At 48.3% G+C, this 26,034-nt stretch carries 21 protein-coding genes; 10 read left to right on the top strand and 11 right to left on the bottom strand.

The genetic code is table 11. The annotated features are described in order from the left end of the window. Window positions 1-45: 45 nt before the first annotated feature. From Q0577_RS17625 to Q0577_RS17610, 4 genes are read left to right on the top strand one after another with little or no spacing between them, the layout of a single operon-like run. On the top strand, window positions 46-3,246 hold the full coding sequence (locus Q0577_RS17625; protein ID WP_298738486.1) for a TonB-dependent receptor: 3,201 nt from the start codon (window positions 46-48) through the stop codon (window positions 3,244-3,246). Between the two features lie 11 nt (window positions 3,247-3,257). Then, entirely contained in the window at window positions 3,258-5,147 is a 1,890-nt protein-coding gene (locus tag Q0577_RS17620) for a RagB/SusD family nutrient uptake outer membrane protein (RefSeq protein WP_298738484.1), read from the top strand. A gap of 9 nt (window positions 5,148-5,156) precedes the next feature. After that, on the top strand, window positions 5,157-5,831 hold the full coding sequence (locus tag Q0577_RS17615; RefSeq protein ID WP_298738482.1) for a DUF3823 domain-containing protein: 675 nt from the start codon (window positions 5,157-5,159) through the stop codon (window positions 5,829-5,831). Window positions 5,832-5,890: 59 nt separating this feature from the next. Next, window positions 5,891-6,562 carry a class I SAM-dependent methyltransferase gene (locus Q0577_RS17610; protein WP_298738479.1) on the top strand — a complete coding sequence of 224 codons (672 nt, stop codon included), beginning with the start codon at window positions 5,891-5,893 and terminating at the stop codon, window positions 6,560-6,562. On the opposite strand, the gene Q0577_RS17605 is transcribed toward Q0577_RS17610, so the two are convergent. Both Q0577_RS17605 and Q0577_RS17600 read right to left on the bottom strand, forming a co-directional pair. Then, window positions 6,563-7,264, bottom strand: coding sequence for a LytTR family DNA-binding domain-containing protein (locus tag Q0577_RS17605; protein ID WP_298738476.1), 702 nt, complete (start codon window positions 7,262-7,264; stop codon window positions 6,563-6,565). It abuts the gene before it with no gap. A gap of 15 nt (window positions 7,265-7,279) precedes the next feature. After that, window positions 7,280-8,305, bottom strand: a complete 1,026-nt coding sequence (locus tag Q0577_RS17600; RefSeq protein ID WP_298738474.1) for a sensor histidine kinase — start codon at window positions 8,303-8,305, stop codon at window positions 7,280-7,282. 223 nt (window positions 8,306-8,528) lie between these two features. On the opposite strand from Q0577_RS17600, the gene Q0577_RS17595 reads away from it, so the two are divergent. After that, window positions 8,529-9,032 (top strand): hypothetical protein, encoded by a 504-nt coding sequence (locus Q0577_RS17595; protein ID WP_298738472.1) that lies wholly within the window; start codon window positions 8,529-8,531, stop codon window positions 9,030-9,032. Between the two features lie 4 nt (window positions 9,033-9,036). On the opposite strand, the gene Q0577_RS17590 is transcribed toward Q0577_RS17595, so the two are convergent. Beyond that, on the bottom strand, window positions 9,037-9,822 hold the full coding sequence (locus Q0577_RS17590) for a DUF2231 domain-containing protein (RefSeq protein WP_298738470.1): 786 nt from the start codon (window positions 9,820-9,822) through the stop codon (window positions 9,037-9,039). 96 nt (window positions 9,823-9,918) lie between these two features. Between Q0577_RS17590 and Q0577_RS17585 the strand changes: the two genes are divergently transcribed. Beyond that, window positions 9,919-10,281: a DUF1304 domain-containing protein gene (locus tag Q0577_RS17585; RefSeq protein WP_298738468.1), complete on the top strand. Its 363-nt coding sequence runs from the start codon at window positions 9,919-9,921 to the stop codon at window positions 10,279-10,281. Window positions 10,282-10,286: 5 nt separating this feature from the next. Here the strand turns inward: Q0577_RS17585 and Q0577_RS17580 are convergent, their stop codons facing one another. Beyond that, window positions 10,287-11,177: a hypothetical protein gene (locus tag Q0577_RS17580; RefSeq protein ID WP_298738466.1), complete on the bottom strand. Its 891-nt coding sequence runs from the start codon at window positions 11,175-11,177 to the stop codon at window positions 10,287-10,289. A 141-nt stretch (window positions 11,178-11,318) separates the two neighbouring features. On the opposite strand from Q0577_RS17580, the gene Q0577_RS17575 reads away from it, so the two are divergent. Both Q0577_RS17575 and Q0577_RS17570 read left to right on the top strand, forming a co-directional pair. After that, window positions 11,319-12,410 (top strand): glycosyltransferase family 4 protein, encoded by a 1,092-nt coding sequence (locus Q0577_RS17575; protein ID WP_298738465.1) that lies wholly within the window; start codon window positions 11,319-11,321, stop codon window positions 12,408-12,410. A 13-nt stretch (window positions 12,411-12,423) separates the two neighbouring features. Further along, the gene (locus Q0577_RS17570; RefSeq protein ID WP_298738464.1) at window positions 12,424-13,092 is read left to right on the top strand and encodes a methyltransferase; all 669 of its coding nucleotides are present in this window, start codon (window positions 12,424-12,426) and stop codon (window positions 13,090-13,092) included. A 3-nt stretch (window positions 13,093-13,095) separates the two neighbouring features. Here Q0577_RS17570 and Q0577_RS17565 read toward each other — a convergent pair whose 3' ends face one another. Further along, a complete protein-coding gene (locus Q0577_RS17565; protein ID WP_298738463.1) occupies window positions 13,096-14,205 on the bottom strand; it encodes a glycosyltransferase family 4 protein in 1,110 nt (369 codons plus the stop codon). A 152-nt stretch (window positions 14,206-14,357) separates the two neighbouring features. On the opposite strand from Q0577_RS17565, the gene Q0577_RS17560 reads away from it, so the two are divergent. After that, window positions 14,358-15,815: a radical SAM protein gene (locus Q0577_RS17560; protein WP_298738461.1), complete on the top strand. Its 1,458-nt coding sequence runs from the start codon at window positions 14,358-14,360 to the stop codon at window positions 15,813-15,815. 31 nt (window positions 15,816-15,846) lie between these two features. Beyond that, window positions 15,847-16,626, top strand: a complete 780-nt coding sequence (locus Q0577_RS17555) for a class I SAM-dependent methyltransferase (RefSeq protein ID WP_298738459.1) — start codon at window positions 15,847-15,849, stop codon at window positions 16,624-16,626. A gap of 4 nt (window positions 16,627-16,630) precedes the next feature. Here Q0577_RS17555 and Q0577_RS17550 read toward each other — a convergent pair whose 3' ends face one another. The 6 genes from Q0577_RS17550 to Q0577_RS17525 form a co-directional block, all read right to left on the bottom strand. After that, a complete protein-coding gene (locus Q0577_RS17550) occupies window positions 16,631-17,551 on the bottom strand; it encodes a hypothetical protein (protein WP_298738457.1) in 921 nt (306 codons plus the stop codon). A 147-nt stretch (window positions 17,552-17,698) separates the two neighbouring features. After that, window positions 17,699-18,823, bottom strand: coding sequence for a TlpA disulfide reductase family protein (locus Q0577_RS17545; RefSeq protein WP_298738455.1), 1,125 nt, complete (start codon window positions 18,821-18,823; stop codon window positions 17,699-17,701). Between the two features lie 30 nt (window positions 18,824-18,853). Beyond that, the gene (locus tag Q0577_RS17540; RefSeq protein WP_298738452.1) at window positions 18,854-20,449 is read right to left on the bottom strand and encodes a RagB/SusD family nutrient uptake outer membrane protein; all 1,596 of its coding nucleotides are present in this window, start codon (window positions 20,447-20,449) and stop codon (window positions 18,854-18,856) included. An 11-nt stretch (window positions 20,450-20,460) separates the two neighbouring features. Further along, a complete protein-coding gene (locus Q0577_RS17535) occupies window positions 20,461-23,853 on the bottom strand; it encodes a TonB-dependent receptor (RefSeq protein ID WP_298738450.1) in 3,393 nt (1,130 codons plus the stop codon). A 248-nt stretch (window positions 23,854-24,101) separates the two neighbouring features. Beyond that, window positions 24,102-25,211, bottom strand: a complete 1,110-nt coding sequence (locus Q0577_RS17530; RefSeq protein WP_298738448.1) for a FecR domain-containing protein — start codon at window positions 25,209-25,211, stop codon at window positions 24,102-24,104. Window positions 25,212-25,282: 71 nt separating this feature from the next. Beyond that, window positions 25,283-25,894 carry a sigma-70 family RNA polymerase sigma factor gene (locus Q0577_RS17525; protein ID WP_298738445.1) on the bottom strand — a complete coding sequence of 204 codons (612 nt, stop codon included), beginning with the start codon at window positions 25,892-25,894 and terminating at the stop codon, window positions 25,283-25,285. Window positions 25,895-26,034: the final 140 nt, after the last annotated feature.

The following is a 26,034-nucleotide window of genomic DNA, read 5'->3' as shown; positions in this document are numbered from 1 at the left end:
TCCGGCAGGTATTTTATTTCCAATTGTACAACCAAAAACGACGTTATGAAATTACTATTACACTTCCTGCACAGGAAGCGGCTCGTGCTTTGCATTTTATCAGCCGTATGCAGTTGCCTGTGTCACCCTGTATTTTCACAACAGGGCGCTCCAAAGACCTTCCGTGGTACTGTCAGCGATTCAGCAAACATGCCCATCCCCGGGGCATCTGTGGTCATTAAGAATACCCAGAAAGGCGCTATTACTGCGCAGGACGGCAGTTTTTCACTGCAGGCGCCTGAAGGCAGCACCATCGTTATTACCAGCGTTGGCTATCAAAGCCGGGAGATAACGCTGAGCGGCAATGCCAGTTTGCGGATAAGGCTGGAACAACTGGCCAGCAGCCTCACTGATATTGTAGTAGTGGGCTACGGTACGCAGAAAAAAGCGTCTGTTACAGGTGCTGTGAGTGCAGTAAAATCGGAAGACCTGGTACGAACGCCTGCCACCACGGTTTCTGCCGCACTGGTGGGTAAAATGCCCGGCATTACCGCACGGTCTCCAGACTCCAGACCTGGCAGAGGTACCAATATCCAGATCAGGAATCTGGGTACTCCCCTGTTTGTAATAGACGGTGTGCCTTACACCGGCAGCGTAAATACTACTGCTTTCGGTTTTACACAGGGCTCCGGGCAGGATATTTTCAACAGCCTGGGCATAGAGGATATTGAAAGCGTAACAGTACTGAAAGACGCCTCTGCTTCCATCTATGGTTTGCGTGCCTCTAACGGGGTAGTTCTGGTGACCACCAAAAAAGGGCGACGCGGTGAAAGACCCAGTATCAACGTTTCCGGTTATTACGGCTTTCAAAACTTCACCCGTTATCCACGCCCTGCCAATGCAGGACAGTATGTACGCGCCCTGGTAGAGTCAGAACAGAACCTGGGCAGGGATCCCTCCCTGCTGTATTCCCGCGAAGAACTGGCCAAATGGGAGGCCGGCACAGAAAAGGGATATAAAAGCTATGATTACTACAACGAAGTGCTGCGCCCCAATGTACCGCAGTATTATCTGAGCGCCAATGCCTCCGGCGGCTCAGAACGTTCAAACTACTACCTGTCAGTAAGCCGGGTCAGCCAGGATGCCATTGTGCGTGATTACAATTTTGAACGTACCAACCTGCAGGCCAACCTGGAAAGCAGCCTGGCCAAAGGGCTGAAAGTAGGTACGCAGATCAGCGCACGCCTGGAGAAAACCCATAATGTAGGTGTGCCGGGGTTAGATGATTACTTCAACCCTTTCCTGAGTATCTTTAGTATGTGGCCTACAGAAAGTCCATATGCGAATGATAACCCCGATTATATCAACCAGACGCATAACGTGAATGTGAACCCCGCCACCTACCGCGACGATATTACCGGCTGGGTAGATGAATGGTGGCGAGGCATCAATGTAAACCTGAATGCACAATATGATTTTGCATTCGGTTTAACGGCCAAAGGCATCTATTCCTACAACTACCTGAACGAAGAATTTGACGGATTTGAATATACCTGGGATGCTTACAAATACGATGCAGCTACCGATTCCTATAACACACAACCGGGCTTTGGCAACCAGAACCCCTGGCGGGAAAGACATAAGCGGAATGTAGTATCCCGTTATGCACAGTTCCAGCTGAACTACAACAAGCAGTTTGGCCCCCATGGCTTGTCGGCCGTTGCTGCTTACGAGCGTTCAGACTACGAGAACGCTTATTATGTAGTACATACCATCCCTACTAACAACTACGTCTCAACGCAATACCTTTCTGAACAGGATTATCTATCGGACGAATGGGCCACAGAAGCAAGGGCGGGCTACATCGGCAGGTTGAACTACAACTACCGGCAGAAATACCTGCTGGAGCTGCTGGGCCGTTATGACGGATCTTACCTCTATGCCAAAGGACGGCGCTGGGGCTTCTTTCCGGGTGTTTCGCTGGGCTGGCGCATTACGGAAGAGCCTTTCCTTAAAAACCGGCTGGGCGCCTGGGTGAATGACCTGAAGATAAGGGCTTCCTATGGAGAGACCGGCAGCGAGATCGGGTTTACCAACGGCGATCCCCCGCAGCCTTTCAGCTACCTTCCCGGGTACAATTTTAACCAAGGCGGTGCAGTGCTGGATGGCGCCTATACCATTGGCATCCGTCCCAGGGGCCTGCCCATTACACAGTTGTCCTGGGTAAAGAACCGTTCTATTAACCTGGGCATTGACTTTACGGTGCTGGATGGGAAGTTATCCGGACAGTTCGATGTATTCCAGCGCAAACGCACCGGTTTACCCGCCGCACGTTATGACGTACTGTTACCGAGCGAAGTAGGCTACACCCTGCCCAATGACAACCTGAATTCAGACGCTACCAGGGGCATAGAAGGCATGGTCACCTATAGTGGCGAAGCCGGCAAGATCAACTATTCCATCGGTGTGAATGCCACTGTTGCCAGGCTGAAAATACGCAGTACCTACAAACCACGCTTCGGCAATTCGTGGGATAAGTACCGGAACTCCGCAGAAGACCGCTGGGCCAACATCACCTGGGGATACCATGTAATCGGACGCTTTGAATCGCAGGAGGAGATTGATCATTACGAGATCAACAATGACGGACAAGGCAACAGGACCGAGCTCCCGGGAGATTTCAAATATGAAGATGTGAATGGCGACAAGATCATTAACGCACTTGATCAGCGGCCTATCGGCTATGCGCAGGGGGCACAACCTTATATGAGCTTTGGTATCAACGGAAGTGTTGGCTGGAATAATTTTACCCTGCGGTTTGATTTTGCGGGCGCTTCGATGCAATCGTACCTGCGGGACTGGGAACTCAGGTATCCTTTCCAGAACAACGGTTCCTCGCCAGCCTATATGTTCACTGACCGCTGGCACAGGGAAGATCCCTATGACCCCAACAGCCGCTGGATAGCCGGCACCTACCCTGCTATCAGGAAAGACAATACCACCCATGTTAACTACCAGACCAATGATTTCTGGATCACCAATGTGCGCTATATCCGTTTAAAGAACCTGGAGCTGGGCTATAATTTCCCCAAAGCATGGCTGAAACGCTGGGGCATCAACGGGCTCAGGATCTATGCGAACGGTACCAACCTGTTCTCACTGGACAATGTGAAGAAGTATGAAATAGATCCGGAGATCAGCTCTACTAACGGGCTGGTATATCCGCAACAACGGCTGTATAATTTCGGTTTTAATCTTTCCCTTTAATGTAGAACATTATGCAAAAGAGATATATAGGTATTATACTGGGCATCTGCCTTTACCTGCTGCCGACCTGCAAAAAAGACTGGCTGGAAAGGCAGCCCAAGAACATCCTGCTGGAAGACCAGGTATGGAATGACCCCAAACAGATAGTGGCGCTGCTGGCCAATTTCTATGACAGGCTACCGGTACAATCGGGGCTGCAGGACATCAACAACACAGGCGCCGACGGAAGAACGGCCCAGTGGAGGGATATGGCCAATATTGACGATGCTATGTGGTCCGGACAATCCAATGAGGACTGGCGCAACAATATACCCTCCTACGGTTATGACAGCTGGCGTTTATGGAACTATACGCTGATCCGCGATATTAACCTGGCATTGGAAAACATTAACACCTACGCAGTAAAACTAACGGAAACCCAGAAAAAACAATTCTCCGCAGAGCTGCGTTTCTTACGCGCCTACAACTATTTTGAGCTCGTGAAAAGGATGGGCGGCGTTCCGCTGGTAACCAAACAACTGATCTATGACTACAGCGGCGATGCCAGCAGCCTGCAGGTACCCAGGGCTAAAGAAGAGGAAGTGTATGATTTTATTGCAGGTGAAGTAGATGCCATCAAAGAAGACCTCGGCAATGCCGGCAACGTAACAAGGGCCAACAAATACACGGCACTGGCGTTGAAAAGCCGGGCCATGTTATACGCCGGCTCCATTGCCAGGTATAATAACTTAATGCCGGCGCCTATCAATACGCCCGGTGGCGAAGTAGGTATCCCGGCAGGCAGGGCCAATGAATACTATACCGAATCGCTGGAGACCTCTAAAGAGATCATCAGCAGCGGGCAATATTCCCTGTATAAGGTGAACCCGAATGTTGGCGAAAACTTCTATGAGGCAATTACTAAAAAGTCGGGGAACAGGGAAGCTATTTTTGTGAAAGATTTTCTAAGTCCGCAAAAGCGCCACTGGTTCTCTTATGATAATATCGTGCGGGGCATCCGCGAGGATAACCTCGGCTCTTCTTCCGTAACACCCTCACTGAACCTGGTGGAAAGCTATGAATACCTGGATGGCACGGCAGGCACACTTAAAACCCGTACGGAAGATAACACTGACTTTATTTACTACAACAACCCGGAGGACATCTTTGCCAACAAAGATGCACGTTTATATGGCACTGTTATATACCCCGGCACTACCTTTAAGGGACTGCCTGTGGGCATACAAGCCGGCGTAATGGCCTGGAACCCCGATAAAAATGCCTATGATATAGTGGAAGGCAGTGACCTGAACACGACTTATACAGATGGCAGGCAACTGACCGGCAGCTCGGGCCCCCACCGTTCTATCCAGGAAGTATCCAATACCGGTTTTTACCTGCGCAAATATATTGACGCCGGCGCCCGTACCAGTACACGTGGTATACAGAGCGATATCTGGTGGATATGGTTCCGGTTGGGAGAAGTATACCTGAACGCAGCGGAAGCGGCCCTTGAACTTGGCCAAACAGGCGAAGCCCTGGGCTATGTAAATGCCGTGCGTGAACGGGCGGGTTTTCCTCCCAACAGCCTGAGCACCCTGAACATGGCCCGTATACAAAACGAGCGCCGCGCCGAACTGGCATTTGAGGACCACCGGCTTTGGGACCTGAAACGATGGAGACTGGCCGATAAAGTTTGGGATGGTAATTTCAGCAGCCCTACTGCAATGGTATATGCACTATATCCCTACCGGGTAGTGCGGCCCGGAAATGCCGCCCGCAACGGCAAATATGTATTTGTAAAGATGGTAGCACCCCGGTTCAGGGCGCCCCGCTTTTTTCAGCTGGGAAATTATTATTCTTCCATTGACCAGGGAGTTATCAATAATAATCCTAAAATTGTGAAAAATCCATTCCATTAATCCATGACTATGCAACATTTTATAATCTTCCTGGCAATAGCCGCAGCCGGCTTTGCAGGATGCAAAAAAGATAACTACCAGGCGCCTTCCTCTGTGCTAAAAGGACAGGTAAGTTACGATAAACGGCCTATTGGCCTGCGTTCTAATGGCGTACAGCTGGAATTATGGCAGCCGGGATTTGAGCTGAGCACCAAGATACCCATATACCTGGCACAGGAAGGTACTTTTTCTGCATCTGTTTATGATGGCAAATACAAACTGGTACTGCTAAGAGGGAATGGTCCCTGGGTAAATAACAGCGACACCATCGACGTTAACGTCAACGGTACTACGGAAATAGATGTGCCGGTAACACCTTATTTCATGATCAACGGCGCATCCCTGACACAGAATGGCACTACACTTACTGCCACCTTTACCCTCCAGCAGGTGAATAACAGCCTGCCGCTGGATGCTGTTACACTTTACGTGGGAACAACCACTATTGTAGACCAGGTAAACAGCGTGGCGGCTGTTTCTAAACCTGCATCGGAGATAACGGATATTACGGCGCCCATTACACTTAGCGTAAGTGTTCCACCATCTCTCATAGCGAAAGGTTATCTCTACGCGCGGATCGGTGCAAAAACCGCCGGTGTGGCAGAGCTGATTTATACCGTACCGCAAAAAATAGCAACAAAATAATTATCACGTCAATGGGCCGGGCGCTATTGCCCGGCCCTTTTTGAAAAAAACAGGGTACTATGAGCGACAATAATACGCACCATTTGGATGCCCGGGACATTGCCAGCCAGTTAAGCCATCCGGAAGGCGAAGATGGCCTGAAAGTAGCCGGCAACATGCATGTAAATAACGGGGCCATGATACAACGCACTATTGACCTGCTGGGCTGCCGTGACCAGGATACGATACTGGAAATAGGCTTTGGCAATGGCGGCTATGTGCCCTATGTACTGTCCCGCGCGGCCGGCCTCCGGTATTACGGTGCAGATATTTCTGACACCATGGTACAGATCGCACAGGAAATGAACAAAGCGCTGGCGGCTGAAGGCATCGCACACTTTACCCGGGTTAACGGACTTGAGCTGCCTTATGCAGACCAGTTCTTTGACAAAGTGTTTACGGTGAATACCCTTTACTTCTGGGAGGATCCCCAGGTACAATTGCGGGAAATACACCGGGTACTTAAAGCAGGCGGCCATTTAAGCATTGGCATTCGAAGCCGGACGTTTATGGAGCAGCTCCCTTTCACACAATACGGGTTCAGGTTGTACAATGCACCTGCCGCCATTGTTCAGCTGGAAAAAGCCGGCTTCCACATTCTTGAGACGGCAGAAGAAAAAGAGGAAACCATGAGCATTATGGGCATGATGCTGGAAAAAGAACGGATCATAATTGTGGCTGAAAAAGGTTAACTACCGTTTCAGCAGTCTGTTATTCACAATCTTTTCCATTACCGTTTCTTTCATACTCCTCGAAATGGGTACCTGAACTTTGCCCAGCTCTATCACGTTTCCTTCAATACCGGTTATTTTGGCTGCATTTACTACAAAGGATTTATGCGTTTGAATGAAGCCGGGATCGGTGATGCTTTCGATCACTGACTTGAGCGTAATGTGAGCAATATAACGGGTTTGGGCGGTATAGATACTTACATAGTTCTCCAGCGATTCTATATAGACAATATCTTTCCAGTTCACCTTTACCAGTTTGTCGTTCGTTTTAACAAAAAGGTAATCTGCCACAGGTTGCGGTGTTGTTTTGAAAAACTCGTAAGCCCTGTTCACTGCCTTCAGGAAACGCTCAAAAGAGATGGGCTTCAGCAGGTAATCCACTGCCTCCAGCTCAAAGCCTTTCAGCGCATATTGCTCATATGCGGTGGTAAAGATCACCTTTGGCGGATGAGGAAGGCTCTGCAACAATTCCAGTCCGTTGATATAAGGCATTTCAATATCCAGGAACAGGAGATGGACTTCCTTCTCGCGGAGCAGGTTATTCAATGCTACTGCATCTTCACAGACGCCTACCAGCTCCAGGAAATCAACTTTCTCCACATAGCCTTTCATGCCTTTACGGGCCACAGGTTCATCATCGGTTATGACGCACTTAATCTTCATAGTATTACCATTTGATCAGATCTGAATAGAAAGTTCGGCAGTAAAGCTGTGTTCCTCATCAGTAATATGCAACTTATGCCTGCCGGGATACAGCAAAGCTAATCTTCTTTTCAGGTTCTCAAGGCCAATGCCTCCTGCCTTTCTCTGGGAGGTAATAACGGGCCTGGCATTGCTGACATGGAAGCGGAGTTTACCCTCATCCAAGGTGGCTGCAATACGGATCCAGTACTCGCCGCCTGCATATTTAAAGGCATTTTCCACCAGCGGCAGCAGGAGTAGCGGGTATAGCTGCTGACCGTTCAACGCTTCATCAAAATGGACGCTGAGCGAAAGATGATCATTCATACGGATGCGTTGCAGGTTGATAAAGGACTGCAGGTATTGCAGCTCCTGCTTTATGCTTACCGTTTGCTGCTGATCATATAGCTGGTAACGCAACAGCTCTGACAATTCTTCTATAGTCTGCTTGGCCCTGTTCACATCTTCATCCATCTGAAAGTATACCGTATTAAGTGCGTTGAACAGGAAATGCGGATGATACTGAGCTTTTAGGAATCGCAGTTCTGTCTGCAGCTGGTCATTGCTGATCTTCTCTATCTGCAGCTGCTGTTCATAGCTTTTTCTAAGAAAAGCATTACCCCGGATAAGTGCATAATATAACAGGCTATACAGTGCCGGTATCATGTAAATATTGACAACATCAAACCACTGCAGGCCATCGTCAGTAAAAGTTGTCAGGGGGATAACGGTGGCTGTACAAATGAGCTCCGTACAAAGCGTTACGTCTGCAAACTCCTTCATGACCTTGCCCATACGCATCGGTGGTTGATAACGCTGCAGGTTCCGTTTCAACATCCAGTGCATGGCTGCTACCGTGATATAGCCTACCACTACCGAACCAACGATCTCTATAGCATTTAATTTCCATGGGCGCAACCAAAACCGGCTGCCTATGATGACATCTGTTACCAGGCGAATACTGATGTACACGCAAAGCCCATATACTGCAGGGAAAAAATATCGCCACCGGTTTGTAAACATAATGTTCAAGTTAAACAAAGATCGCAAATCTTTCGTGGTCTTATAGTACGCTGCATGATCGTTATTCTCTCCACAAACTTAGCTGTTGCCCTTGTTTAAACACATTTACATTGACCAATTGCAGTTTTAGGGTGACATAATGCATTCCCTCCTCCTGATTCCGGGAAAAACAGTATATTGAAATGAATAAACCCTGTTATTTCCATACCCAAAGACCATTGAAATGAAAATCCTATATGCTGTAAACACATTAAAAAGGTGTTGTAATCTATTATTATTATTATCACTATTTGCATGTAATCCGCCACACAAAGAGCTGTTGCAGGCATTGCAGACAGTGGATGAGCACGTATTGCCGACAGGGCATTATGTGATCATTCCTAACCAGGGATGTGAGGGATGTATCAGTACGGCGGAAGATTTTGTGAAAAGGCATTATACTTCTGCCCGGGATGTGAAGTATATTTTCACCCGGGTGCAATCCCTGAAGCTGTTAAGGATAAAATTAGGCAGTGAGGTAATGAGCAGCAGCAAAGTACTGGTGGATAGTGGAAACGTGATCAGGTATCCTGAAAAAGAAAAGGATATTTACCCGATGATCGTAACGATAAAGGATGGAGCAATAAAAGGTATAAGGTACCAGCGCCCGGAAGAGGATGGACTGGGGATATTGCTGGAAGGGGAATCTTTTCTGCATACTGTGGCCCGGCCTACACAACAGCAATGATCTGTTACAATATAAGATAGACTATCCCGTTATCTTCTGAGACCCGGTAAATGGTTATCCCGGTTTTGGCGGGACCGGCATTTACCTGTCCGCTTTCTGTGTCAAACTGCGATCCATGCCAGGGGCACTGAACCGTACCGCACATCATTGCGCCACCAGCCAGTGATCCGCCTTTGTGGGTACAACGGTCGTCAAAAGCCACGAAGCCTTTTTCTGTTCTGCCTATCACAATACGTCTATCATCTACATGCACAAGCTTCATCTGGTTTGTTTGCAGCTCACCGGCAGTGGCTACCTGCACACGTTGCTGATGACCGTCTATATGCAATTCTTTCCATTTACCTGCGCCGGCATAGCGGATGTCCACTCCTATCTGGTTACGGTACACCAGCGTACCGCCCATCCATCCGGCTACACTTAATATCACGATCCCGGCTATTTCCATCAACACTATTGCAAAAGACGGCAGAACCCGGTCTTCTTTCATCAGCCAGGCCGCCAGAAAGATCACAACGTTGAGCACATTCAGCAGCCCATGCCTTGTAGCCCGTTGCTTAGCCGAACTTTGGGGTGGCACGGTGTAGAGGTAGTCAATTATACCCGGTACGGCTGCCAGTAGTGCGCTTACCACGCCGGCTATCTGTGAGCAATAAGCTACAAAGGCCAGGTCAGTACTGTTATTTACAAGCGCCAGTAAATCAAAGACGAGCGTTCCAATGAAGAAACCGATGGGAAGTGCAATAGCGATGGGGTGCAGGGGATGGCCCTTTATGTGTGCGGTACTTTTCATACAGTTCAGGTTTACTCTGGCTGATCTGTATCAAAAACTTTACCTGATTGGCGCAAAAGCCTTAATTTTAGTGATCACCATAAACCATCCTTATCCATGTCCCTTATTGCCAAGATCTTCGTATTGCTTGTGGCTATTGAGCACCTGTATATATTATGGATAGAAATGTTTGCCTGGACAACCGCCGGCAAAAAAACATTCCGCTCTTTTCCCGACCACCTGTTTGAGCCCACCAAGGCACTGGCAGCCAACCAGGGCTTGTATAACGGGTTCCTGGCAGCCGGACTGATTTGGTCCCTGTTCATTAGAGATGTTAACTGGGCTGGAAATGTGGCTGTATTCTTCCTGAGCTGTATAATTATAGCGGGCGTTTACGGAGCAGTTACCGCCTCAAAATCGATATTCATGAAGCAGGCGATGCCGGCTATTGTGGCGTTGCTATTGGTATTGTTTCTTTAGAATTATTACTGGTGGGCAGTTGCTTCCAGTTTTTCTATACGCTGTCTCAGCTGGTCATTCTCTTTTTTCACGTCCACCAGGTACAAGGTAAGCTCTTCCACCTTCTGCAGGAGTTTTCTGTTCATCTCTCCCAAATCCAGTCTACCCTTTTCAACCTCTGCAGCTGATGGCATGTCTGGCAAGTGTTTATGCCTGCTTACATATTTCTCCAATTCCATTAAAGGTAGCAGATTGTAGTTCTTTTCTAACACAAAGTCAGGCCAATTGCCAAATTGCTTCACAACCGCACGGGTAAAAACGGCAGATCCATTTACCGCGAGTTTATAGCCCTTGGTATCTGTAATAGTACCAATACCTACATTACCATTTGGGAATAAGACAGTGGTCACATTGATACCGGATCGATAGATTCCGAATGCCTCCTGTGCTGCGCCATAGTCGTCGGAGGAAGTTACAACCCTCCAACGGTTCACATTTGCGGTAATTTGCCGGACTTTTGTATCAAGCGGCTGATTATCTACCTTAAACGCCGCTGGTCCATCCTCGTTTGCCCCAATCGTTAAACCGGAGAGCATACGTTGTCTTTCCATTACTACCAGGCGGCTGCCAGGCTCAGTGGTACCTATGCCGATATTACCTGTTGAGGTGATGGCCATCAGATCCATCCATGTACTGGAATTATTACGACCGGCAATCCGGAGATCCGTCCTGCTGCCAGGGTCAAAACCATAAATCTTATGCCCGAAACCATTCTGTAAGGTGGACGTAGTCCAGACAATGCTTTTATTTGAACCGGAATTAGCATTCAGATTATCAAAAGCAACCTGTTGAGCAATGGATCTGTTCTGAAGAAAAAAAGCAGGCAGATAAGGAGCAAAGGCATTGTTCTTAATCATAGTGGGATCATTTAGGAAAGTGTATTGGAAATAAGAAATGAAGTAAAGTGGGTTAAAACTCTCTGTCTGCAAATATTACCTTTCTTTCAAATAATCCAAATTGTTTCTTACTTTTCGCCAAACCACGATTTCCGTCGACCAATGAATAATTCCCGGAAAACACTTGTCATTCTTACTCCCGGCTTTGCAGAAAATGAAGCGGATACCACCTGCCTGCCCGCCATACAAATGATGATCAAGTCGATCAACCAGGTAGCACCTGCATTGAACGTAACGGTCTTGGCCTTCCATTATCCTTTTTTTACCGCTACCTACCAATGGCATAATAATACGGTGATCTGCCTTGGAGAAAAGACACCTCCGAGAAAGCTCAGGTTATTATGGTCCTGGGGCAATGTTTGGCGGCGGCTAAAAATGCTTACAAAGACCAATGAAGTAACCGGCATGATCAGTTGCTTCTGCACCGAAGCCGCACTGGTAGGAAAGTATTTCTGCAGTTTCTACAATATAAAACATTTCACCTGGATACTCGGGCAGGATGCAAGTGCAAGCAACAAGCTGGTACGATTTATTCGGCCTGATGCCGAATCTCTGGTCGCCATGTCGGATTTTCAGGTAAGGGAATTTTACAGGAGCCACCATATTAGGCCCCGGCATGTTATACCTAATGGCATCAATACCCGCAGTTTCCCAGAAGCTGCAGGGATAATAGACATTGACATTATAGGCGTAGGTAACCTCATCCCCTTAAAGCAATACCACATTTTCATTGAGGTGATCAGTGCAGTGAAACAATATTATCCGGGCATCAGGGTTGCCCATTGCGGTAAAGGTATTGAAGCAGAAAATATCAAGTCACTGGTAGAAAAGCTAGGTTTGCAGAATAATGTACATTTATATGGCGAAGTATCTCATCAGGCAGCATTGGAATTGATGCAGCGGAGCCGCATACTGCTGCATACCTCCGCCTACGAGGGTTTTGGTGGCGTTATGATAGAAGCCCTGTATGCAGGCGCCCAGGTAATCAGTTTCTGCAGACCAATGGATGCGGATATCCCCAACTGGCATATCGTACCCGACAAGGAGGCTATGATCAGGAAAACCCTGGAACTGCTGCAACAGCCTTTAGAAGAGCGGGTGCCGGTATTACCCTATGATATGCAGGATAGTGCGCGGGCTTTTCTACAGTTATTTGGCTACAGTGAGGCAACCCTCTCAGATAATTTAGCGTAATATATACCTGGATATGAAAAAGAAAGTTATAAAATACCTGGTAAGCCGTTTCTACAAGCCCCTGTTGGTGAAATACCTCTCCAAGACAAGGACATATCATTTTAAGGGTATACACCTGTTGATTCCCCCGGAGGTGTTTCACCCTGCTTTCTTCTTCAGTACCAAATACCTGATCCGTTATATTGACGGGCTTGCGCTAAACCAGCAATCATTCCTGGAACTAGGTGCCGGAAGCGGGCTTATTTCCTTCTTTGCCGCAAAGAAAGGAGCCAAAGTGACCGCTACAGACATTAACCCGATAGCGATTTCCTACCTGGAAAAGAACAATGCGGTTAATACCGCAAAGCTGGCTGAGATCATACATTCAGACCTGTTCAATAACGTCTCTCCGAGAACATTTGATATTATCGCCATCAATCCGCCCTACTATAAAAAACAACCGAAAACCTTTGCAGAACACGCCTGGTACTGTGGAGAGCATGGCGAGTACTTTGACCGCCTTTTCCGGGCATTGTCGTCTTACATACATGAGCAGTCGCAGGTCTTAATGACACTGAGCGACGGATGTGACGAAGCCATGATACAAGAACTTGCAGCTAGGAATGGATGTACACTGCACCGCGTACATAGTATGAAGAACCTGATGGAAGAGATCTATATTTTTAAGATAGCATACAATTAATTATTATATCGAGTCTATTACGTCTTCCATATGCCTGGCAATAGCTTCAAAAGACAGCCGGGAATGAAACTGTTCCAGTGTTTTCCGGCGTTCCTCCTCCCTATCCATGCCAAGTGTCTGAATAAAAGCGCTCAGCAAAGCTGACACATCACCGGGAGGAAATAACAGCCCGCATTTTCCGTTACCCGTCATCATTCGGAAAGAAGGAATAGCTGTCAGTACAGGAATACAACCGCAAGACATACCTTCGCAAACAGCTATACCGCTGCCTTCGTAATAAGATGCTGCTACAATAAAATCCGCGCTGTTGAACCAATGCTGCAGCTCCTCATGTGGTATCCTGCCTACAAAGATCACCGCCTGCTGATATGCAGGATCTGCTGCCAGCAATGTCTCGATCGCTTCCAAAAGCTCTGATTTATGATAGATCATGTACAAACGGGCACCAGGGCAGTGGACCAGAAATTGCAGAAAGGCTTTTACTACAGTCAGGGGATCTTTGTTCTCATTCAGCCGGCCTACCCATAGGTATACCATTTCACCCGACACCTGCGTTCTTGCCCTTGACAACGCCCGGTCTGCCGGGAAAAATGTAGAGGATGCCTCCATTACTTCCCTTATGCTGGCAGTTGATTTAATATTGCGTGCTTTAACCCATTCCAGGCCCATTTCAATGGCAGTGAACATATAGGCATCTATACAATGGCTGGCTATCCAACGCAATATCCTGTGGATTCCTGGTGCGGGTTTTTCAGCATGATGCTGTACAATAATCTTTACTTTCCGCCCCAGCTTTAAGCGCAGCAAAATGGTTTGTATAGCAAAGTGCAGCCCATGTACAATAACCACATCGGGTTGCAGCCGCTGTATGTATCGATGTTGCCGTAGGGGGAAAAGACGGGTAATCCTGTTCCTATGAGGAAAACGTTTAAAGTGGTATTCCACGCCGTTCATCTGGTATAAACCCTCATAACTAATCTGCTCTATAGTGAGCACCTCATTGTGCATATTAAGCGTTTCCAGTATTCCCCTATAGGCTTTTATGCGATTTAACCATGCTTCAGGCTGATGAAATTCAGGTATAGTGACATAACTGGCAAAAAGCACCCTCATAGACTAAAAGATATCAATTCCTGCAAATGTGAACCTGATTTTTTCCAAATGAACATCGGGAGCAAGATATCCACAATAATAAGATAAATCTGAAAGGCAGGCAACCATTTCGGGTAGTTCACCGTAATACCCCAAAACAAACCCTGTTCGTGATGAGCAGCATACTTTTTTCGCATTCCTATTTCTTACGCTATGATCCCAAGCAGTGGGATGCAGGGCAGCCTTACCCTCCCCTGGGCACGCTATATGCTGCAGCCCTACTGAGGGAACATGGTTGTAAGGTGGCACTGTTTGATACTATGTTCGCCCAAACGCCTGAAGAAGTCTTGCCCAGCCTGGAAGACCTGCAACCTGACATTTTTGTCATCTATGACGACGGGTTTAATTATCTCACCAAAATGTGCCTGACCAACATGCGGGAGGCTGCATTCCGCATGAGCAAGCTGGCCAGCGAACGGGGCTGCAAGGTGATCGTTTCCAGTTCCGACTCAACAGACCATTTTGAAAAATACCTGGAAGAGGGAGCTGATTTCGTTATTATAGGAGAAGCCGAGCAAACCTTATTGGAACTGGTTAATGCCCTGAAGCGGAATGAAGATTTTTCCGGGATAGCCGGACTTGCATTCAAACAGAACAATAACCTGGTGAGGACTCCGGCGCGGAGTGTAATGAAGGACCTTGACCGCCTTCCATTGCCTGCCTGGGACCTTATAGATATTACCCCCTACCGTCAATCCTGGCTGAGCCATACGGGGTATTTTTCATTGAACATGAGCACTACCAGGGGGTGTCCGTTTAAATGCAACTGGTGCGCCAAACCGATCTATGGCAACCGGTACAATGCACGCTCCCCCCAACATGTTGTTAAGGAATTAAAGCTTTTGAAGGAGAAATTCAACTTTGACCATATCTGGTTTTGCGATGATATATTCGGACTAAAACCAGGATGGGTTTATGAATTTGCCGACCTGGTGGAACAGGAACAACTGTCATTCAAATTTAAGATACAAGCCAGGGCAGACCTGCTGCTCCAGCATAATTACATAGCCGCTCTTGCAAGGGCGGGATGCGACAACGTGTGGATGGGCGCCGAAAGCGGCTCACAGCATATATTGGACGCGATGGACAAAGGTACCACTATTGAACAGATCTACACCGCCACCAGGTTATTAAAGGAGCATCACATCAAACCATCGTTCTTTATACAATTTGGATACCTTGGTGAAACAAAGGAGGATATCAAAAAGACCATACGTATGATCAATGAGCTGATGCCGCACAGCATCGGTATTTCTGTGTCTTATCCATTGCCCGGCACTGTTTTTTATGAGAAAGTAAAGGCTGATCTGAAAGAAAAAACCAACTGGACAGATTCGAACGAGATGATCATGATGTTTAAGAATACGTATAAGCCGGCGTTCTACAAGCAGCTTTATTATTACGTTCATAAGAACTACCAAAAAAACATTGCACTGCATCATTTTAAAAGGATATTCAGCCATCCCCGCAGCATTACCAAGGCTGCCATCAAAAAAGCCGCCTCCGCTGTATACTTTGTTCCGGCTGCATTAATTTCAAAACTGAAACTGGATATCATTGGCAACGACTGATCCTCATATTGTCAACGAGCAAAACGCTGCTGTGGCATTCAGTAAGCAATCTTATGTGTTCGATGATATCTACAGCGGCAACCCTATCATCCAGTACAAAAGAGAACGCGTACGTAAGCACGTGAACCGTTTTCTGGCACCTGGCAGCCATATACTCGAATTAAATGCGGGCACCGGAGAGGACAGTGTTTACTTTGCAGCGGCCGGGCACCGGGTACATGCTACTGACGTTGCGGAGGGAATGTTGCAGGCGCTGACTGAAAAAGTAAATGCACGTGGGCTGGAAAAACAGATCAGCATTGAAAAATGCTCATATACCGCGCTGCATACCCTGCAGCACAAAGGGCCATACGATCTTATCTTCTCGAACTTTGCAGGCCTGAATTGTACAGGGCAGCTAAAACAAGTGTTGACATCCCTGTGGCCATTGCTTAAGCCCCAAGGACAAATAACACTGGTATTACTGCCTCCCTTCTGCCTGTGGGAGACACTGCTGGCCTTGAGAGGGCGCTTTAAATTAGCTTTTCGCCGGTTCAACAGCAAAAAGGGAAGAACAGCTTATGTAGAGGGGATACCTTTTACGTGCTGGTATTATAAACCTTCTTTTGTTACCGAAGTGCTGCAACAGGATTACGAAGTATTGGGACTGGAAGGCTTATGTACTATTGTGCCGCCTTCTTACCTTGAAAAACTGCCGCTCAGATATCCCAAGGGATATCATTTCTTAACTGTGCTGGAAAACAAATGGAAAGCAAAATGGCCCTGGAGATATATTGGCGATTATTATATTATTTCATTAAGGAAACGATAGCATTTTAATCCTGAATTACCGTATCCTGATTTTTCATGTCAGCAATCTTTTGCTCGAACCTGTTTAATATATTTTGTTGAAAATGCTGAGGCATTGGCTTGCAGAGATGCTTTTCAACCACCATTGAGCCCAGAACGAAACCGGTATGATAAACTATTTTCTTAGACATAAGATTTGTCCACCGCCGGGAAAAGTACTTCATTATTGCATTGTCCAATCGGTCACCCAGCTGGCTATTCAACATCCACTCCAAACATCTTTTCAATGGCCAAGACGATATCTCCCTGGCTGGTGGTTCTCTAAATGAAGCATTAGGTATAAAATCACTGACCCATTTATTGGCATTAGAAAAATTCTGAAAGCTACGTCTGCCTCGGGCCGGTAATAAAGTAACTACTTCTGTTGCTGTAAAAATATTTTTCTCCTCTATCTCCAGTGCTTTTTCATCAATATAATAATTCAGGCAGCAAAAATATCGTAGGCCCAGCCAGGAAAATGATTTCACAAAAAAATATTGGAAAGCGCGCGCAATCCAAAGCCGGTTTTCTGCAGTGATAATAAAAAAATCGTAATCTGATCCTTCGTAGGCTACTTTCTTGGACAGAGATCCTGAAATACCCACGCCCCTTATATAAGGACACCATGCCAATACGCGTGAAATACGCATCGCCAGTTTCAGGCGCTTTACCGCCAGCATATTTCCTTTCAGCCGCCGCTGCACCAGCTGGGGGTCATTCCTAAGGCTATAGAATTGCCCCAGGCGCCAGATAAACTGTTTATCTAACAGCTGACGTAATGGTGATTCCAGATCTTTTTCCCGGGCCGGCTGATCAAGGAACTGATGTATCTCTTCCATGGTTACCGGATGACTGAACATATCAAAGTAGGCAATCACTTTCAGTATGCTCTCGCTAAGTTGCGCCATAAGATAATAAGCTGTGGTTCTCATGAATACGTGTCCCAATCCCCCAAGGTTGTCTCGTCCGCAACAAATAATTCTGAGAAACGCCTTACACATACAAAAAAGGGATGCCGGCCGGCATCCCTCAGGTACATAGCTAATAAACAGGACTTATTGGAGTAGTTCGGACAATTTCTTTTCCAGGTCTTCGCCACGCAGGTTACGGGCCACTATCTTACCTGTTTTATCAAGCAGGAAGTTAGATGGTACGCTTTTAACATTATAAACGGCCGCTGCTTCATTGGCCCAGCCTTTCAGGTCTGATACATGATACCAGGTAAGGCCATCTGCCCTGATGGCCTTTGTCCAGGCCTCTTTTTTATTGTCCAGTGAAACACCAATAATATCAAATCCCTTTGCGTGGTACTTATTATATGCGGCCACCACATTGGGGTTCTCTTTACGGCAGGGACCACACCAGCTGGCCCAGAAATCCACCAGCACATAACTTCCCCTCAGGGCAGACAGCGTAAGCGCCTTCCCCGTGGTATCCTGCTGGGTAAAGTCAGGCGCTACCTTACCGGGCGCTGTCCGCGCATCAGATTCGAGGGCCTTTACGATCTCCTTGCCGTAGAACGACTGGCGTACTTTTTTATCCAGCACCTTATACAGCGCTGCCGCTTTATCGACCTGCTGATAGGTAACAAAACGGTCCAGTATGATGCTGGCGGCAGCGGGAGAACCTGTATGCTTTTTAATATAGGCGCTGACGATACTGTCATGGAAGAGCTGCAGAGCGGCAAACTCTGCATCGAAAGCTTTACGGGTAGCGCTGTCCGGCTGTACCTTGCCACCCTGGTTGGCTTTATCCAGGCGCTGGTAAATGTCACCTGCCCTGGCAGTTACCGGTTTCCAGGCTTCGAAAAAGCCTGCATACACGTCTTGTGCAGCCGAGCCTTTCACCGTAGCCTTGTACAAAGAATCCTTACTGCCCTCCAGGGTGATGGTGCCGCTTTCCAAAAAGAACACCTTTCCGTTCCTGGCGCCGGCAAGCTTCAGGTTATACAACAACGGTTCGGCAATGGCGCCGCTGAAAGTGAAAGCGCCGTTCTTTACTTCCGTTGAGTCGCTGGCGGCCTCTGCGCCAAGGCGGCTGAGGTATATTTTACCGGTATCCAGACCAGCGATCCTGCCCTTCAAAATGAATTTACCGGAGGGATTTAACTGGGCTGCTGCTGCCAGCTGAGCTAGCAGGGCCGCCGCCATCATACTGATGAATGCAATATTTTTCTTCATAATGTCAGTCATTTAATGCTTTATATATGCTTACCAACCAGGGTTATTGGGTTTCAGGTTGGGATTCTTATCTATTTCAGTCTGGTAGATGGGGAACAGGTACATCTTATCGCTGAATGACCTGCTCTGTACCGTTATCATGTTGTATTCCCTTGCACCGCTGCCGCTTTCGGTAATGCTCACCCCTCTCATATCAACACCCAACTTTTGAGGACCCAGCTTCCAGCGGCGTATATCCCAGAGGCGGGTACCTTCAAAGGCCAGCTCAATGGTGCGTTCATGCCTGATCTTGTCGAGGGTCAGCTGCCCGGCAGGTATTTCGGGCATACCCGCGCGATTGCGTACGCGGTTGATATATCCGCGGGCCTCTTCTACCCTGCCCAGCTCAAAAGCTGCTTCGGCTGCATTGAGCAGCACCTCCGCATAGCGCAGCAGGATGTTGTTTTGTCCGCCGCCATAACTTTTCGACAGATCAAAAGGATTGAACGTGGGCTCCTGCATTTTCCGCAGCGCATAGCCGGTAGTAAGCGGCGAGCTGCTGGGATTATTGTTGGAGCCCAGCTTGAAATCCAGGGTAGTACCGCTCCAGAAAGCGCCATCATAAAATATGCTGGCATAAAAGCGGGGATCGCGGTTCACATAGGGCTGTGCAGCATCATAGCCCGAGCCTGATTCATTGATCATCTTCCCATTGGCCATTTCGTACTCGTCCACAATGTTCTGGGTAGGCTGGTTCAATGCGCTGGGACCCGGAGGTACCAGTCCCCAGGGCAGGTTATAATGATGCACATGATAGCCTTTGAAATTGGAGAGATACTGGTGATCGAAGATCACTTCCAGGTTATTGTCATTGGCCTCATGGAACAGTGTTTCATATTGTGGGAACAAACCATAACCTGCCTGTCCTTCAATATCGATCACTGCTTTGGCTGCATCGTAAGCGGCCTGCCAGTTGTTATCATAGCCAGCGGCGTATAAAAGCACCCTTGATTTAAGCGCCAGTGCAGCGCCACGGGTAACGCGGCCCATATCTGCTTTTGCATACTTAAAAGGCAGGTGGCCGTTTTGGTAAATACTGTCCAGCTGTTTAGTGATGAAGCTCACCACTCCTGCATACGGTGTGCGCGATACATTCAGATCGCCATTCAGATCCTGCGTAGCAGTGATCAGCGGCACTGCGCCAAAATAGTTGGCGAGATACGAATAATAAAGCGCACGCAGAAAACGCACCTCATCAGCCGTTCTCTTTTTAAATACATCACTGGCAGGCAGCCTGTTCACATTTTCAAGGTACATATTGCAACGCCTGATCTTTGACCAGGAATTATCCCACATGTTGATCAGTGCATAAGGCAGGCTGGCGGGCAGAAAAGTGCCCTGGTAAACGGAAATGTTGCTGCTGGAATACAGCTCATCACTCAGGGCGTCTGTCATCGTTCCTGCGAACTCAGTAGGTATGCCCGCGTAAATATTATTGAGGAAGAGGTTTGCCAGTGTGGAGTCTTCCCATACGTCTGCATCGCTGTAACGATCCAGCGGCTTACTGTCCAGGAAATTTTTCTTGCAGCCGACTGTCAGCAGCAGCAGGGATACCGGTATCAACAACAGTTTTATATATCGCTTCATCTCAGGCCGAATTAAAATTTAACGTTAAAACCAATATTATACAGCTTCTGGATCAGGTAGCTGGTAGCGCCGTAGGATGTAACCGCTGATTCGGGATCTACATCTTTCATCTTTGTAAAGGTGAGCAGGTTGGATCCGCTCACATAGATACGGGCGCTGCTGATCCTGAGACCTGACAGCAGCTTGGCGGGAAGGCTGTAGCCGATCTCCAGGTTTTTGAGGCGCAGGTAAGCGGCATTCCTTAACCAATAAGAGGAAATGGCCTGGTTATTCAGGTTATCCCTGAACAGGCGCGGGTAGCTTGCATCCGGGTTGTCGGGTGTCCAGCGGTCCAAGTGCTGTTTCATCGGCACACTGGGACTGGTACCGCTGGCAGCGCCGCCAAAGGCCCAGGAGCCGAGACCCGACATATACTTCTCAATATTGCCGGCGCCCTGGAACAATGCATTCAGGTCAAACCCTTTGAAAGCACCACCCAGCGCAATACCGTATATGATCTGCGGATAGTCGCCTTTGGTGATGATGGTACGGTCATCGGGACTGATCTTTCCATCGCCATTCAGGTCTTTGTACTTTATATCTCCGGGCGCCACATTTGCATACAAAGGTGTAGGGCCTTTCTGTATCTCTTCTGCAGATTGGTACAATCCTTCTGCCACATATCCGAGGTTGGTGAGATTGGCAGGGTTTACGGCGATGGGATGGCCGATAGCGCTCTGCCAGGGCAGAAGACCCGCAGGCTGTGGCGCGTATATGACCCTGTTCCTGTTAAAGGTAATATTCGGCCTCACGAAATAGCTGATCTCTCCAATGGTGTGCTGATGAGACAAGGCTATTTCAAAACCTTTGTTATCTATTACAGACAGATTTTCACTGGGCAGTGTCCCGCCGATAGTAGCGGGTACGGAAGAAGAGCGGCTACCCAGAATATCCTTGGTACGCTTATAGAAGTAATCTGCTTCAATGCCCAGCTTATCTCCAAAGAAACGGGCTTCTACACCGATATTGGTCATATCTGCTTTCTCCCACGTAAAAGAGGCATTGGGTATCACTCCCGGTACCAATGCCTGCAGGTCTGCACCGCCAAAAGTGTAATACCCTTCGAGACCCGTGCCAAGCGTATAGGCACTCAGGTAGTCAAAACGGCCGATGCGGTCATTACCTAATCGTCCCCAGGAACCTCTCAGCTTCAGGAAACTGATCGTGGGAATGTTGCGGATGAATGATTCTTCAGACAATATCCATCCGGCAGATATGGAAGGAAAGAAACCGAAGCGCTGCCCGGGAGGAAATACATCAGACCCATCGTAACGGAAACTGTATTCAAACAGGTAGCGGTCTTTAAAGGTATAAGCCAGGCGCCCTACCACGCTTTTACGGGCATCACGGAAACCGCGGCCATCGTTGGTGGCTGTGGCCGGGTCGCCGGCAAATAACTGGTCTATCTGGGCGGAAGGAAAGTTGCTGCGGGAAGCCAGGAAATTATCCCCGGTATTTTCTGTTTGTGTATACAGGGCCATGGCATTCACGGAATGCCGGCCAAATGTACGCTGATAGTTCAGCGAGGCTTCTGCCAGTACGGTTTGCCGCTGACGGTATGTTTCTGTAAGGGATGCTTTGGTATTACCCGTGGTGCGCGATGTAAAGGTCCCATCATCGTTGCGGATATAGGTCACATACGGCTGCACAAAATTCTTGACAAAGGTGCTGTACTTATTATATGAAAAGGTGCCTTTGGCGGATAAGCCCTGGATAAAAGGCAACGTGTACACCAGTGATCCGGTGGTTTCCAGTACATTCAGGTCTGTGTTTACATAGCCGGCATCTCCACGCGACAACAGGTAAGGGCTGCCGTTCACGAGCGAACTGAAGCCGTTCGGAATGGATACATAGTTATAATATCCGTTGGAAAAACGGCTGGGGATCAATGGAGAGATCTGCCGGTAATAAGATTCCACTGCAGAACCGGCCACCTGGTCGGTTGTTTTCTCCACCCTGCCGTTAATGTTCAGCGATACCCTGATGCGGTTACTGATCATTGCATCCAGGTTGGAGCGCAGGGAATATTGCTTGTAACCGGCTGCAGGATAAAGTCCCGGCTGATCAAGATAACCACCGGAGATAAAGTAGTTGGCGCGGTCACTGCCGCCATTCACGGTGAGATTATGCCTTTGCTGAAAAGCAGATGGGTTCATCAGTTCGCTGTACCAATCAGTATTGGCGTAACGGTCGGGATCGGAACCGCTGCGGATGATCTCCAGCTGCTCGTCCGTATACCCTTTGCCGGTAGCCGGGTTGAAAGCGCCTTCGTTCTTATAGGTTTCGTTAAGCAGGGTGGCATATTCATAGCCATTTACCAGCTCTGCAAGGCGGGCGGGCTTTTGCCAGGTGCCATTGAAGGTGTAACTCAGCACCGGTTTTCCCGCCTTACCGCGTTTGGTGGTGATCAGAATTACACCGTTGGCGGCGCGCGCTCCGTATACGGCAGCCGTTCCTGCGTCTTTTAATATGGAGATGGTTTCAATATCGTTCGGGTCTATGTGTGGGAGGACGGCGTTCACCTGGTTACCATTGGCGTCTACAGATTCCTGTGGAATACCGTCTATCACAACCAGCGGGGAAGAGTTGGTGGAGGAGCTTAAACCACGGATCAGCAGGCGGGAATCGTCCCTGCCGGGCTGACCGGAGCCCTGGATGGCGATCAGTCCGGGCAGGCGGCCTGCCAGTGTATTACTGATATTGCCGGAGGGACTTTGTTTCATTTCATCCCCCGTAACTGTAGCAACAGCGCCCGTGATACTTGTCTTCTTTTGTGCAGTATAACCCAGTACCACGATCTCCTTCAGGCTGCCTGCAGCGGCTTTCAACACGATCTTCATGCTGCTTTCCGGCATAACGGGCATTTCCAGGGTTTCATAGCCTACATGGCTAAGGATCAGCACGTAGTTATCGGCGGCAGGTACATTCAGACCAAAATGGCCGTTCTCGTCGGTAGCTGTATTGAATGCATTATTGCCCTTCAGGCGTATGGTTACACCTGGCAATGGCAATCCATCCTCATCTGCCACCATGCCGGAGATGCGCTGCTGCTGCAAAGGCTTACTCCGGCTGGTGATGGCAATGAGATTGTTTTCAAGGACCGTAAAAGATAAACCGGTATTCTTAAAGATGCTACTAAGCACATCTGCTACAGGCTCATTATCGGCATCTACATTCACCCTGACATTAGCAGGCAATACGCTGGTATTGTACACAAACTTGTAAGGAGAGGCTTTCTGAATGGCCTGCAGCACCTGTTTTAAAGGCGTGTTATCCATTTTAAGCGTAATACGGGCAGTTTGACTGTAAGTGGTGGCGGATACAGATAAACAGCTGAGTAGAAGAAACGTGCTTACCAATTTCATTTTCAACAGCATTTTTACAGTCCGCTGTATAGGGACCGTCTTTAGATTTTTTAGCATCTTTACATACGGATTTAATTGTTAAACGGCAGCAGCACCAACGCCAATTGAACACTGTTGCCTATTTCGGTTATCCTGGAGGGAAACCATGTTGTTTCCCTCCTTCTTTTCTGGTTGATCTTTTTTATTGGTTGATTTTTGATTTGTCCCTGTTCATTATTTGTCAGCTGGCATTTATCAGACAACAATTGTCAGTATAGTATGATGGTTGAATCCATATCCGTTTTCCTGTAATTAAAGCTGGTGGTGGCCTGCAGCGCGCGCAGCACCTGGTCTATATTCTCCCTGTCGAAAGTGGCTACAAAGCGGGCTTGTTTCAGCTGCCCGTTCTCAAACCTGATCTTCACCCCATACCAGCGCTCCAGCTCCCGGGCAATTCTGTCAAACGGCATGTCATTGAAAGACAGGCGCCCTCTTGTCCAGTCTGTTTCTACCACAGTATTCAATGTGGCATCATTGGTCAGCGGCGATACCTGGTAGTTGACGGCTGCCGGACTGCTGCCAGGCGTAATAGTTTTGGCTGCAGGCACTTTCAGTACCTGCAGTTTCTGGTTGGCAGCCAGCAGCAGGCCTTCTTTGGGCAGCCCCACCCCTGCCAGGTCTTTGTTGGCATATACCTTAATAGCACCCTGTATCAGGGAGGTAGCGGTCAGCGTATCATCGGGATAGGCCTTTACATTGAATACCGTGCCCAGTACCCGGATAAAAACGGTGTGCGTATGCACTATAAAAGCCTGTTGCGCATTGGGCGCTACTTTGAAAAAGCCTTCCCCGCTGAGGTAAATGTCACGGTGACGCTTATTGAAACCAGCGGCGATCGTAACGGTGCTGCTGCTGTTCAAAAGGATGGTGCTTCCATCCGGCAGGGTGTATTGCTGCTGCTCCCCGGCTTTTGTCCGGAATGTCATCTCAGGGGCCGCAGCGGGAGCAGACTGGTAGTACCAGATGAAAACGGCCACTGCTGCCATCACCACTCCCAGGGCGATCATCGACCTTCGCAGGGCTCTCCTGCCGACCGGCGCAGGTTTTCCAGGTACTTTAAATACCTGCGGCTCAGTGGTGTGCTGGTGTAAACGCCGGAGGAAACGGTCGCGGTCCTGCTCGAACTGTGCACGGGTATGGCCGCCGTTGAGGAAAAGATAAAGCTCCCGGGCCTTCTCCACCATGGCCTTCTGTTCGGGGTGATCCTGCAGCCATTGTTCCCACCGGGCTACTGCCGCGGGATCAGTGCCCATACAGTATTGCGGGAATCCCGGCGCAGCCAGGAGATCTTCTATGCTATTAAAGCCGGATGTATCCATGTTACTATATGGAGGAGCCGGTTCCCGGTTTTTACCATGGAATTTTTAAAATATTTTTTGGGGGAAGACGATTAAGGCAGGAGCTCCGCCAGTAAAACACAGGTAATCAACACGCTAAGTGGCGGTAAGGAGGATGATTCACTGCCGGTTTCAAAGTTTTCGCGGAGGCTTTTGAGGGCGCTGTGGATGATATTATAGGTGGTGCGTTTAGAGATACCACATTTTTCAGCGATGGCTTCGTAGGAAAGATCGTTAAAATAGCGCAGCTGTAAGAGTTCCTGCTGGCGGGCGGTCAGCTGCCGGAAGCCGTGGAGCAGCCTGCGTTTCATGGCTTCGTTCATCTGAACAGTCAGCAGGCGTTCCTCATAGGAAGCTTCATGGGTATCTTCCGGTTGTCCCAGCTGCTGTTCTTTCTCCTGGCGGAATTTCTCGGTCCTGATCTTATGGATGATGGCCCGGCGCATACATGTCATGAGGTAAGAACGCACATTATCTACCACCGGCAGGCGGTCCCGCTTATCCCAGATATCGATCAGTACTTCTGTAAAGCACTCCGCCGCCAGCTCTCTGTCTTGCGCTACCAGCACACCATAATTGATAAGGCCCACATAATGCTCATTGTACAGTTTCAGCAAGGCCGCTTCACTGCCGTTCTTCAGCTCCAGCCAGGTTTCATTGCCCATTGCACGTCCTCCATGGCTTAAACATACAAAGAAATGGGCGGATGTTTAAAGGTTTGAGGTTTGAAGTTTGAGGTTTGAAGTTCGTTTAAAGTTAGAAGTGCATGAATCATGGCCTTATAAGGATACTTGTCCTGAACCTC

Origin of the sequence: uncultured Chitinophaga sp. (genome assembly GCF_937898475.1) — a bacterium.
In the GTDB taxonomy this organism is placed as follows: domain Bacteria; phylum Bacteroidota; class Bacteroidia; order Chitinophagales; family Chitinophagaceae; genus Chitinophaga.
This window is presented reverse-complemented; position numbering and strand designations above follow the sequence as displayed.